Origin of the sequence: uncultured Bradyrhizobium sp. (genome assembly GCF_936943645.1) — a bacterium.
In the GTDB taxonomy this organism is placed as follows: domain Bacteria; phylum Pseudomonadota; class Alphaproteobacteria; order Rhizobiales; family Xanthobacteraceae; genus Bradyrhizobium.
Genome location: NZ_CAKZJO010000052.1, coordinates 121995 through 134702 on the forward strand (window position 1 = coordinate 121995; position 12708 = coordinate 134702).

10 protein-coding genes are annotated in these 12708 nt (G+C 65.1%); 5 read left to right on the top strand and 5 right to left on the bottom strand.

The genetic code is table 11. The annotated features are described in order from the left end of the window. Nucleotides 1–1084: 1084 nt before the first annotated feature. Entirely contained in the window at nt 1085–3838 is a 2754-nt protein-coding gene (locus tag Q0743_RS11420) for a calcium-binding protein (RefSeq protein WP_298241620.1), read from the top strand. Between the two features lie 61 nt (nt 3839–3899). Here Q0743_RS11420 and Q0743_RS11425 read toward each other — a convergent pair whose 3' ends face one another. The 5 genes from Q0743_RS11425 to Q0743_RS11445 all read right to left on the bottom strand — a co-directional run bounded on the left by Q0743_RS11425 (nt 3900) and on the right by Q0743_RS11445 (nt 9081). After that, the gene (locus Q0743_RS11425; RefSeq protein ID WP_298241621.1) at nt 3900–4538 is read right to left on the bottom strand and encodes a VOC family protein; all 639 of its coding nucleotides are present in this window, start codon (nt 4536–4538) and stop codon (nt 3900–3902) included. Nucleotides 4539–4699: 161 nt separating this feature from the next. Next, nucleotides 4700–5335, bottom strand: a complete 636-nt coding sequence (locus Q0743_RS11430) for a hypothetical protein (protein WP_298241622.1) — start codon at nt 5333–5335, stop codon at nt 4700–4702. Between the two features lie 6 nt (nt 5336–5341). Beyond that, nucleotides 5342–7597, bottom strand: a complete 2256-nt coding sequence (locus Q0743_RS11435; RefSeq protein ID WP_298241623.1) for a molybdopterin cofactor-binding domain-containing protein — start codon at nt 7595–7597, stop codon at nt 5342–5344. A 1-nt stretch (nt 7598) separates the two neighbouring features. Further along, nucleotides 7599–8063 (bottom strand): (2Fe-2S)-binding protein, encoded by a 465-nt coding sequence (locus Q0743_RS11440; RefSeq protein ID WP_298241624.1) that lies wholly within the window; start codon nt 8061–8063, stop codon nt 7599–7601. 82 nt (nt 8064–8145) lie between these two features. Beyond that, complete coding sequence (locus tag Q0743_RS11445; RefSeq protein ID WP_298241625.1) at nt 8146–9081, bottom strand: helix-turn-helix domain-containing protein; 936 nt, start codon at nt 9079–9081, stop codon at nt 8146–8148. 329 nt (nt 9082–9410) lie between these two features. On the opposite strand from Q0743_RS11445, the gene Q0743_RS11450 reads away from it, so the two are divergent. The 4 genes from Q0743_RS11450 to Q0743_RS11465 all read left to right on the top strand — a co-directional run bounded on the left by Q0743_RS11450 (nt 9411) and on the right by Q0743_RS11465 (nt 12699). Continuing rightward, nucleotides 9411–10175 carry an alpha/beta hydrolase gene (locus Q0743_RS11450; protein WP_298241626.1) on the top strand — a complete coding sequence of 255 codons (765 nt, stop codon included), beginning with the start codon at nt 9411–9413 and terminating at the stop codon, nt 10173–10175. Between the two features lie 53 nt (nt 10176–10228). Next, the gene (locus Q0743_RS11455) at nt 10229–11239 is read left to right on the top strand and encodes an aldo/keto reductase (protein ID WP_298241627.1); all 1011 of its coding nucleotides are present in this window, start codon (nt 10229–10231) and stop codon (nt 11237–11239) included. Between the two features lie 96 nt (nt 11240–11335). Continuing rightward, nucleotides 11336–12199 (top strand): VOC family protein, encoded by an 864-nt coding sequence (locus Q0743_RS11460; RefSeq protein ID WP_298241628.1) that lies wholly within the window; start codon nt 11336–11338, stop codon nt 12197–12199. 77 nt (nt 12200–12276) lie between these two features. Then, nucleotides 12277–12699: a putative quinol monooxygenase gene (locus Q0743_RS11465; RefSeq protein ID WP_298241629.1), complete on the top strand. Its 423-nt coding sequence runs from the start codon at nt 12277–12279 to the stop codon at nt 12697–12699. The last annotated feature ends 9 nt before the right edge of the window (nt 12700–12708 follow it).

The window sequence follows — 12708 nt, forward strand, 5'->3', positions numbered from 1 at the left end:
GGCGTCACACGCATTCGCGTGTGCCGCGCCGCAACTTGATCGCACGAACGTTGCAGCCGCTTCTCGTTCGCAGCTAGCGCACAGCACGCGCGGTACGATTGTGACGATGCCGTACCATGGGTCGCGAAGCGAATCCGTCGACGCTTCTTGCTCCTCGAGCGTGATCGACTTCGCAAGTGCTCTACGCATCCTACGACATCGCAGACATGCCTTCGCATCCTCGCGGCTTGTTTCGCCCGAGCCTTGCTGGTCTGTTCCGCCCTTATCTCAAGCAAGGGCGCAGGGAAGGCCGGGCGCCGGCTGGCACCCGAAGTCCCGCGTGTGCGAAAGAAACGCGCACGGGGTGGACGACAGGTGATGCCGGTCGCCCGGCCTTCCCTGCGCGATGGTTTTCACGGTGTCCTTCGTGCTCTCCTCGGGGAGCGTTGCACTATTGCCCCCGTCGCCTTGCGGTTTCAGATGCGCGCACCGGTTGGCCGCCACATCACCGCAAAACTTGACGCCAGAACCCCGGGCGTCAGGACCACACGACTTCTCCGTCCGCGCACGTCATCGCTGGGTCCTCCACGGCTGGCGTGCGCTCACCGTCGAGGCCATTCGAAGACGCTGTCAGCGCCGTGTCGTATCGCGCCTGAAGCTGCTCACGAGTTTCCCCGCCCTGCAGCACCATCACGCGCCGACGCCGTCGCGGCCACCGCATCCCGGCCCGCGTCTCGTGACGATCGCGAAACGCCCCTTGTGGCGGGCGGGATGTGTCGGCTTGTACGGCAAAACCGAACTTCTGTAAATTCGAATATTTTTGCGAAGGCGTATCGACCCAGTACTGGGGTGTTTTGCCCGTCGGGCAGCACAACCAATTGTAGGTGAGATCGGCCAGAGCCCGCGGCGAACACGACTGCGTGAACTGCCGGCCCCAAGAATCAAGCGGTTCTCAAGAAAAACAGGAGCCGGTCCGAAGACTTCGGCGAAGCCGGAACCGGCATCCCGGCCTAAAGACGATGTCGTTTGCCGTCGCCCCGGCATCGCGAAAGCGAAACGATACCGCCGCACGGCCCATTTCGATCACGCAAAGCGAGAAGCGCATATGGCTGTCACTGCAAATTTTTCCGCCGGAATTCTCACCATCTTTGGCAATGCCCACAACAACACGGTCACACTGGGCCGCAACGCGGCCGGGACGATCGTCGTCAACCATGGCGCGGTCGCGATCAAAGGCGGCCCCGCCACGGTCGCCAATACCAAATTGATCCAGGCTTTCGGCCTGGACGGCAATGACGTCATCACCATCGACGAAAGCAACGGCGCGATGCCCGCCGCGAACCTGTTCGGCGGCGCCGGCAACGATACGCTGACCGGTGGGTCCGGCGGAGACATGCTGTTCGGCCAGTCCGGCAACGACACGCTGTTCGGCAAGGGCGGCAACGACCTCCTGTTCGGCGGCTCCGGCAATGATGTGCTGGTCGGCGGCGACGGCAATGACCAGATGTTCGGCGAAGCCGGCAACGATCGCATGATCTGGAATCCCGGCGACGACAGCGACCTCATGGAAGGCGGCGAAGGCATCGATACCGCCGAGGTGAACGGCGGCAACGGCAGCGAGACGTTTGCCATCACCGCGAACGGCGCGCGCGTGCGCTTCGATCGCGTCGATCCGGCACCGTTCTCGCTGGACATCGGCACCACCGAGAACCTCGTGGTCCACGCCGGTGGCGGCGACGACATGATCACCGCGACTGGCAATCTCGCCGCGCTCATCACCCTGACGCTCGACGGCGGCGCCGGCAACGACACCATTCTCGGCGGCAACGGCGCGGACCTGCTGCTCGGCGGCGACGGCAACGATTTCATCGACGGCAACCAGGGCAACGACACCGCCCTGCTCGGCGCCGGCAACGACACCTTCCAGTGGGATCCCGGCGACGGCAGCGACAAGGTCGACGGCCAGGCCGGCACCGACACCCTGCTGTTCAACGGCTCGAACATCGCCGAGCACATCGTCGTGTCCGCGGCAAATGGCGGCCGCACGCAGCTCACCCGCGACATCGCCAACATCACGATGGACCTCGACAGCATCGAGACCATCACCATCAACGCGCGCGGCGGCAGCGACAACATCGTCGTCGACAATCTGGCGGGCACCGACGTCAGGCAGGTCAATATCGATCTCGGGTCGGCCGGGGCCGGCGACGGCGCGGCTGATACGGTGACGCTGGTGGGCACCAACGGCGCCAATGCGATCGAGATCTCGGGCACCGGCACGTCGGTCGCGGTCACGGGCCTGCCGGCCTCTGTCGCCATCATCAATGCGGAAGGCGCCAACGACGCGCTCCTCGTCGAAGGCCTCGGTGGCAACGACACGATCTCGGCGGCCATGCTTGCGGCCGGAATCGTGCACCTGACGATCGACGGCGGTGCCGGCAACGACACCATCTTCGGCAGCGCCGGCAACGACACGCTGCTCGGCGGCGACGGCAACGATTTCGTCGACGGCAATCAGGGTAACGACACCGCGCTGCTGGGCGCCGGCAACGATGTCTTCCAGTGGAATCCCGGCGACGGCAGCGACACGGTCGAGGGCGGCACCGGCGTCGACACGCTGCGGTTCTTCGGCGCCAGCATTGCGGAAACCATGTCCGTCGTGGCGAACGGCGATCGCGCTTTGCTGACGCGCGACGTCGCCAACATCACCATGGATCTGCACGGGGTCGAGCACGTCGATATCCATGCGCTCGGCGGCGCCGATCATGTCACGGTGGCCGATCTGACCGCGACCGACGTCACGCGCGTGAACATCGACCTCGCCGGTCCGGCCGGGACGCCCGACGGCGCCGTCGACACCGTGGCCGTGGACGCGACGCAGGGCGCCGACACGTTCGGCGTCAGCGGCAATGCCGGCGGCGTGACGGTGTTCGGCCTGCATGCGGCCACCCATCTGACCGGAATGGACGCAACCGATCAGCTGACGCTCAATGGCCTTGCCGGCGACGATGTCATCGACGCCAGCGGCCTCGCTGCCGGCGTGCTGCAGCTGACGATCAATGGCGGCATCGGCAACGACACCATCCGCGGCAGCCAGGGCGACGACCTGATCAGCGGCGGCGACGGCAACGACGTCGCATTGATGGGTGCCGGCAACGACACCTTCGTCTGGAACCCCGGCGACGACAACGACACGATCGAGGGCCAGGCCGGCAGCGACACGTTGCTGTTCAACGGCGCCAACATCGCCGAAACCATCAACATCTTCGCCAACGGCGCGCGCGCCGAGCTGACGCGCGACGTCGCGAACATCACGATGGACACGGGCGGCGTCGAGACGATCGCGTTCAATGCCCGCGGCGGCGCCGACAAGATCACCGTCGGCGACATGACCGGCACCGACGTGACAGAGGTGAAGATCGACCTCGGTGGCGTCCCCGGCACCCCGGGCGGCGACGGTGCGGCCGACAACATCGTGATCAATGGCACTGCTGGCGGCGACGTCATCACGCTGTCGCTCGACAGCCACGGCGCGCTGGTGATCGACGGACTGGCGAGCCAGGTCGTGATCGAGAATTTCGACTTCAACGACACCATCACCATCAACGGTTTCGGCGGCGACGACGTGATCGAAGCCTCAGGCGTCGGTCCCGGCGGGCCACACCTCGTTCTCGACGGCGGTGGCGGCGATGACGTGCTCATCGGCAGCGCGGGCAACGACACGCTGCTCGGCGAATTCGGCGACGACGTGCTGATCGGCGGCGGCGGCCTCGACGTGCTGGACGGAGGTCCCGGCGACAACGTCGTGATTCAGTCGCTGCTCGCCCATGCGAACCTTCACGCGGGCACGCTGGTCTGAGCACGCGAAGGCGGCGCCGCTCCGCAGGAGAATGGAGGGCGCCGCCAGGAGCATGCGGCGCTCAGGTCAACTCTCTTGGTCCGCCCGGTGTTTCGATGCGGGCGCGATAGCGCGGCTTCGGTCCCTGCACGATGTCGGGCGGCCGGTCTATGGTCAACGCGCGGTACAGCGTCTCGAGGGCGGCAGGCTCCGGATGCTCGAGCGTGAAGGATTTCAGCCGCGCGCCGAGATCGGCGATCGCGGCCATCGAGCGGGGCTTGCCGCGCCTGTCGATGATCGAGGGAGCCGCGCCATCGAGCGGAAGCGACCCGTCGTTCGGAATGGCGAAGTCGAACGCAGGATCGCTCGTGGGAAGCGGAACCTTGGCGCCGAAGAGATCGCCGTGGCGGGCGATGATCGCGTCGATCATGTCGGTTCGCGCGACCCAGCCGCGCAGGCGGCGACCCTCGTCCCAATCGGACCTGACCTGTTTCTGGTCATCGAGGCCGAACCAGCGCGGACGGCCCGGCGCAGCGGCGTCGGGATCGAGCGCCACGATCTCGAGATAGACCGTGTCACCGAGCTGAAGTAGATGATTGTGGGTGCCCATATAGGCATGGCGCTGCCCGAACGGGACATCGAGATCGAGGCAGTTCCGAACGTGAAGCACGCCTTCGGCCAGGTTCGGAGCGACGACCGTGATATGATCGAGCTTCAGCATCGTCCAGGATTCCGCGTCGATGTTGCGTCATCATGCGGGCATCCTTTCCGGCTTGCAACGTCAACGCCCATCCGCCTGGGAGGCAGCGTGACCTGGTGACGCCGTCCTATGGCTGGCCCAACGCATCCGCGCTGCGCTTCGCCGCGACGACAATGAGGCCGTCAGTTCGGACAGGGTTGTCCGGCGGCGCCCCATCGGGCCACGTCCCTGACGTGATCCTCGAATGTGCCCGGCGGCGTCGAACGCCCGGCTCCGGGCGCCCAGCCCCGCGGAATGAAGCCGTTCAGCGAGGCATCGTGCCGCAAATGCTCCACGAGGCCTGCGGCATCGCGACCGCCATTGCGCTTGGGATCCTTCATCTGCGCGCAGATTTCGGCGCCGCTCTTGCCGAACCAGATGAAGGCCACCGGTGCGAGCTGCCAGTCGATGCCGGCGCGCGGCGGCGCGGGTGCCGGCTCATTGGCCTGGGTCGAGGTCATGTGACAGGTCGAGCACGGGATCGCCTCCGCGCCGATACGACTTTCGCCGCCGTGGATGTTCATGCCGTGCACGCGCGGCTTGGTCTCACCGGCCGGCGTCCATATCGGGATGGCCTTGGCGTCGACGTGACAGTTGGCGCAACGCGGATGGGTCACGACGGCTTCGATCCGCTTCCAAGCCTCCAGTCCCTCGGCGCGACTGACGCTTCCCGCGGGCAGCACGTCCTTGGCGGCCTCGTCCTTGGCTGCGACGATCCCCGTGAGGACCGCAATCGACGAAGCGGCGAGCACGGTCGCAATCAGATATCTCGTCATCATGCGTCCTCACACAAAATCGATGAACTTGTTGAAAGGCATCTCGCGGATACGCTTGCCGGTCGCAGCAAATATCGCGTTCGCAAGCGCGGGAGCCGCCGGCGGCACCGGCGGCTCGCCGACGCCCCTCACCTTGGGATCGTTCTCGAGCCCGCGCACCTCGATGACGGGACATTGATAGATCCGCATGGCCTCGTGGTGGTTGTAATTGGTCTGCTGCACCGCGCCCTTTGCGTAAGTGAGCTCGCAGTTGATGGCGTGGCCGAGCCCCCAGACGACACCGCCCTGCACCTGGTTCTCGAAGTTGACGGGATCGACGATCTTGCCGACATCGACCGCGACCCAGACCTTGTCGATCCTGATGCCTGCTTGGGTCGCCGTCACCTCGACGACCTCGGCCGTCGGCGTCCCGAAGGACTCGACGAAGGCAACGCCCCGGCCTCGGCCGTTGCCGAGCGGTCCCTTCCAGTCCGACATCTCCGCAAGCGTCTCCAGCAGCTTGCGGTAGTGTGGCACGGCGCACATCTCGATCCGCGCCTTCATCGGATCGAGGCTCGCCGCATGGATCATCTCGTCGATGAAGCTTTCGGTGAAGAAACCGGCGGTCGAAGCCCCGACCGAGCGCCATGTGGTGCTCGGCGACAATCCTTGCGCCTCGTAAGTCGTGGCACGGAAATTGGGGATGTCGTAATAGACATTCCAGAGTCCGGCCGCCAATTGCGCGTCGGGATCCTTCGAGGCGGCGCCCGAACGTTCGAGCAGCCCCTTGAGCGGCGCCGTCGAGGCCAGCTGCAGATCAGCCGCGACGATCTTGCCCTTGTCGATGCTGCCCCTGTGCCGGGCGATCGCGATCTGGCGCGGAATGTCCTGGAGGAAATCCTCCTCGCGCGAAAACACCAGCTTGATCGGCGTTCCCCGCATCTGGTTTGCGATCTCGGCAAGGACGCGCACGTTCTCGTATTCGAGACGATGGCCGAAACTTCCGCCGGTCCACTGATTGTGGAAGGTGACCTGTTCCGGCTTCAGGCCGATCGCCGTCGCCGCGACATGCTGCACGAATTGAGGGCTCTGGTGGCCGACCCAGATTTCCATTCCCTTGTCGGTGACGAGGCCGATGCCGTTGAGCGGCTCGAGCGGCTGATGCGCGACATAGGGCGCGCGATACTCGGCCTCGATACGCGTGCCCGTCTTCAGGCCCGCCTCGACGTCGCCGATCTTGCGCCATTCCTTGCCGAGAAATTCCGGCTTGAAGGAGGATTCCAGAACCTTCCAGTGATCGGCCTGCTCGGCGGGATACGCCGACGGCGCCCATTCGCAGGCGATCGCCTCGACCGCCTTGATCGCATACCAGCTGTTGGTGGCGATCACCGCAACGCCGTTCTTGATCTCGACGATCTTCTTGACGCCCGGCATCGCCTTCGCCCTGGTGGCGTCGTATGATTTCAGCGGCTGTCCCTTGGCCGGGTTCAGCTTGACGGAGGCGTACAGCATGCCGTCCATCTTCATGTCGATGCCGAACTTCAGCTCGCCCATCACCTTCTCGCGCACGTCAAGGCGCATCATCGGCTTGCCAATCAAGCGCCAGGTGGAGGGATCGCGCGTCTGCGCATCGAGCACCGGGGGAATTTTCGCGGCTTCCGCCGCGAGCTCGACATAGGGAATCTTGTGGCCGTCGGGGAGGATCACGTGCCCGGATTGGGTGCGGATGTCGGCCACCGCGACGCCCGAACGTTTGGCGGCGGCGGCCTTCAACGTCTCACGCGCCACGGCCCCGGCTGTGCGCAGCTTCTCATAGGTGTCGGGGATCGTGCTCGAGCCGCCCGTCATCTGCATGCCGGACTTTCGAAGACCTTCCAGCGCCGCGGCGCGACCCGCTTCGGCCGCGGGGCTCTGATCCGAGGCGAGGAACGGCGCCAGCTCTTCCTTGAAGCCGGTGTTGAAATAGGCGGGACTGGGACCAGCGAAGCGAACTTCGAACTGCCCGGGATCGAGGTCCATCTCCTCGGCTATCATGATCGGCTGCACCGAGCCGACGCCCTGACCGATGTCCGCATGCTGGGCGATCAGCGTGATCTTGTCCGGGCTGATCTCGACCCAGGGATTGAACGTCACGGAATTCGGCCCGAGGCCGGCGGTCAAGGGATTGTCGCCGGCGGCCGGTGCGGCCGCTTCAGCACCGCTATAGGAGCCGAAGGCGATTCCGCCGGCCATCGCAGCGGAGCCGAAGACAAACGCGCGGCGCGAAAGGTCCTGCATCTGGCCCATGTCACTTCTCCGCCATCTTCTCGGCTGCAGCCGCATGGATCGCCGCGCGGATGCGCGGATAGGTGCCGCAGCGACAGAGATTTCCCGACATCACCTGATTGATCTGCTCGTCCGTCGGCTTGGATATCTTCGTGAGCAGCGAGATCGCCTGCATGATCTGGCCGGTCTGGCAGTAACCGCATTGCGGAACCTGATGCTCGATCCAGGCCTCGAGCACCGGATGCTGCTCCTTCTTGTCGATGCCTTCCAGCGTGACGACCGACTTGCCGGCGACCTCGCCGATATGCGCCTGACAGGACCGCACCGCCTTGCCGTCGATGTGAACGGTGCAGGCGCCGCATTGCGCGACGCCGCAGCCGTATTTGGGGCTGGTGATGCCGAGCTCGTCACGCAACACCCACAGCAGAGGCATCTCTGCAACCACGTCGACCTGACGCTTGGTCCCGTTTACCGTGAGCTCGATCATGTCGATATACCCTCTCGCGTATCAGGCCATCGCATCAGCACTGCCCGATGCGGTTCGTTCGGTATTTCCAGATCATGCGCGATCATGCGCAATCCCTGCGGAATGCCGCATCGGAGCGATCGGCCTTCACGCCGAGCTCCCCGCAGCACAATTCGCGATACTGCCCCGGCGTGAGACCTGCGGCCTTGCGGAACACGCGCGTGAAATTGGCTTGCGAGCCGAAGCCGAACTCCAGCGCAATCTCGACCAGGGACAAGCGGTTGCACGCCAGTTCTTGCCGCGCGGCCTGGACGCGGCGATCGGTCACGTAACGGTGCGGCGACAATCCGGTCGCCTCGCGAAACAGCCGGGAGAAATGATAGGGGCTGAGGCAAGCCTGCGCCGCCAGATCCTCCAGCCTGATATCGCTGCCAAGAGACGCCTCGATATAGTCCAGCACGCGCTGCAGGCGCCTGGGATCGAGCGCCGGCGACTTGTCGGGCGCGCGCCAGCGGTCGATCGTGTAATTCCCCAGAAGGTGCGCCGCGAGCGCAACTTGGATCCCCTCCACGAACAACGCGTCGGTCGGCTGCCGCGGGCGATGGAGCAGATCGCGCAGCGGCGAGCAGATATGGAAGAGCACCTGGTCGGCCAGACCGTGGGCATAGGCAATCTCGACTCGTGCCGGATCGATATCGAAATCCGCAAGCGCGCTCCGGTCCAGCAGCGCCGGGGGAAGATAGAGATGAAGACATTCCATCCGGTCCGACAATTCGAGATGGCTCTCCTGCGTCCCCACGGGGACGAGGTAGCTCATGCCCGGCCGCGCGAAGCTCTTCTGCACTTCGCCGTTGCCGATCCGGCACACCATTCCGCCGCCTGACAGCACCACGACGATTTCCGTGCAGATTGGAACGGGCGTCGCCTGCCGCCCCGCCTCGAACTTGCGATGCTCGATGGCTAGCCCCGGCCAGTCGCTGGCCGCCGCGAGCTTCTCGCTGTTCTTGTATTTCTGATCTCCATGCGTCACGAGCGCCATCACGATCTCCGCTTCCTTGCGGCGACTCCCGGCCCGGTATCGCAAGCGAGCGATCATTCCATCCGGTGATGAGTTGCAGCCCCGGCCGCTGCCACGCCGATCTCTGAATTTCTCACAAGCCGCATGAGCGAAGTCCAGAGGCGGCGCGGTTAAAAGAGGTAAAAGCCCGGCAAGACAAAGACTTGAAGCCAGGCGCGATCGGCTTCGAAAGCCGAGATCAGCAAGATGCGCCGGTCAACGCGCAGGAATCGGAAATACCGTAGTGCTTGCGTGCGCTAGTGAGGGGCTCATCAGCGGCAATGCGGCCGTATCGAGGATTGGAGCCTGATATGAAGACGCTTATCTCTGCTCTCTCCGCACTCGCCGCAATGTCGATCGCAACGGCCATCCCCGCCGCCGCGGCCGAGAAGACCGTCTCAATCGTCCTGGTCCATGGCGCCTTCGTCGACGGATCGGGCTGGAAGGACACCTACGACGTTCTCTCGAAGGCGGGCTATGAGGTGCTCGTCGTGCAGCAGCCGACGATCTCGCTGCGTGACGATGTCGCGGAGACCGAACGCGTGATCGCCAAGGCGCGGCATCCGGTCATTCTCGTCGGGCATTCCTATGGTGGAATGGTCATCACCGAAGCCGGCGACAACCCGAAGGTTCGCAGCCTGGTCTATCTCGCGGCATATGCGCCCGAGGCCGGCGAGTCGGTCGCTACGCTGTCGGAAGCACCCGTGCCGCCCGGCGAGCACAAGGGTCCGCTGGTCAAGGAGGGCAATTATCTCTTCGTCGAACGCGATAAATTCCCGACCGAGTTCGCCGCCGGTGTCGATCCGGCCACGACCCGCTTCATGGCTGCGGCGCAATTGCCGTTTGGACTGCAGGCGGTGCAGACCAAGGTCGAGCGCGTGGCCTGGAAGACGAAGCCGACCTATTACATGGTGACGATGGAGGATCACATCATCCCTCCGAGCTTGCTGCGCAACATGGCCAAGCGCTCGGGCGCGAAGGTCACGGAGATCAAGAGCAGCCACGCGGTGATGCTGGCGCATCCGCGCGAGGTCGCGGCCTTCATCAGAAGCGCTGACACCTCCGCAACCGACTGAGATCGGCCGCGCCGCGCACGGATGGTCGTGGCTGTCACCCCAGGACTCGCAACATGGCACTCAGGGATATTCTGCCGGGACGGCTTGGTTTCGGTGCAGCGCCGCTCGGCAACATGTTCCGCGACATCCCGGAGCAGGAAGCGCTCGCGACGGTGAATGCTGCCTGGGATGACGGAATCCGCTATTTCGACACCGCGCCGTTCTACGGCGCCGGCCTCGCCGAGATCCGCTTGGGCGCGGCGCTCGCCGGCCGGCCGCGGAACGACTACGTGGTCAGCACCAAGGTCGGCCGCCTGATCCTGGACGAGATCGAAGACGTCGGCGCACGCGACCTCGGCGAGAAGGGCGGCGTCTTCAAATACGGCCGTCCGAACAGGATCGTGAACGATTACTCCGCCGATGCGACGTTGCGTTCGATCGAGGACAGCCTGAAGCGGCTCGGCATCGACCACATCGACATCGCCTTCGTGCACGACGTCGCGCAGGATTTTTACGGCGACGAGTGGCTTTCGGTGTTCGAAAGCGCGCGCAAGGGCGCGTTCAGGACGCTCGACCGGCTGCGCGACGAAGGCGTGATCAAGGCCTGGGGCCTCGGCGTCAACCGGGTCGAACCGATCGAGCTGCTGCTCGCGCTCGAGGAGCCGCGCCCCGACGGCTTCCTGCTCGCGGGCCGCTACACGCTGCTCGATCATGCAAGGGCGCTTCAGCGGGTGGTGCCGATGGTTGCAGAACACGAGCTCGCGATCGTCGTCGGCGGCCCCTACAGTTCGGGCGCGCTGGTCGGCGGCCCGAATTTCGAATATGCGCCGGCACCTGCGGAGATCCTGAGCAAGGTGGCGCGGATCAAGGGCATCGCCGACCGCTACGGCATCAGCATGAAGGCGGCAGGCCTGCAGTTCGCGCTCGCCAACCCCGTGGTCGCGGCCGTCATTCCCGGTGCGAGCCGCCCGGGCCGCATCGCCGAGGATCGCGCAGCGCTCGGGGAAGCCATCCCCGCCGATTTCTGGCGCGAGCTCCGCTCGGAAGGGCTCGTCAGCGCCGCAGCTCCGCTTCCCGCCGCCTGAGGTGTCGCGAGCGCAGCAGATCGATCCCGGTCGGGCACCGCTCAAGCCGGCAGCACAACGCACGCAAAATCCACCGAACCCGACAAGGAGAGCGACATGACAGACGAAGCAGACAACGCCACCGGCATGGGCCGCCGCACCCTGCTCCAGACCGCCGGCGCAGCCGTCGTCACGGGCCTCGTCGCCGGCACGGCAACCGACGCGCAGGCCGCGACGCAGGCCGCGACGCAGGGCGCGAACAGCATGTCGCCGGCCGAGCGCAACGAGGCGCCGCTCGGCGCACGGCTCCAGGGCGTCCAGCATTTCGGGCTGACAGTGCAGAACATGGAGCGGGCCTATCAGTTCTATACGGAAGTGCTCGGCGGCGCCGAGGTGTTCCGCCATGGCGACTTCCAGGGCGACGAGGTGCAGAACACGCTGCTGGCCGACCAGGAAATCGAGGCGAATGCACGCGGGGTCAATCCGCGCACGATCGGCGTTCCCGACCTCAGAAGCGGAGCGCAGAGGCTCGATGTCCGCTTCATCCAGTTCGACAACATGGTGCTCGAACTGCTGCAATATCGTGAGTCCGACCAGCCCATGGGCAGTGCAAAGAGCTTTGCCGAGCCGGTGGAGCACATGAGCCCGGCTTTTCCGCGCATGATGCACATCTGCTTCTACGTTCGCGACGACGTCGACTTCAACAAGTTCATTGCCGACCTCGAAGCCGAATCCGCACGCCGCGGCATGACGCAGGTGAGAGCGAACCGCATCGTCCGCGTGATGACGGAGGCGGACCGCAAGGCCGCGCCCCGCAGCGCCAACACCAACCGGGTGACCGCGGAACCTTCGAACGGCTGGGAGCTGATCTATTGCAAAGGGCCGGAAGGCGAGCAGCTCGAATTCGTCAAGGCGCTCGGCCCCGTCAAGCAGCGCTTCAGCGAGGCCCTGGCAAGGCGACAACAGGCCATCGTGCGCTGATCCCTCAAATGCCGGGCGGCCGGCTGACGCCGGTTGCCCGGCGAAGCGCTCACGATCTCGATGTGAAGGACTTCGTCATGAAAACTTTGCTCCGCAATTCGCTTGGCCTCCTGCTGTTCACCGCCTCGATGACCATGACAGCGGCACCGGTCGTCGCCCAGGAAGCCCCACGCGTGCGCTATCAGGAGATTCCCGAAGGCGCCTATTCGGTGGTGGCCCAGGTGCGCGCCAAGGCCGGGAAAGAGGACGCATTGCGTGCGGCCACGCTTCCCCTGATCGACCTCGTTCGCGGCGATCCCAAGAATCTGGTCTATTTTCTCCAGGAGGATCGCGCCAAGCCCGGTCATTTCATCTTCTACGAGGTCTTCGCCAGCCAAGCCGATTTCGACGCGCATAACGCAATGCCTTATGTGCAGGCATGGTTCGCCAAGCTTCCGGAACTTGCCGATGGCGGCGTCGACGTGATGCGCATGGCGGTTCTTGGCGTGCCCAAGAAATAGCCGGTATCG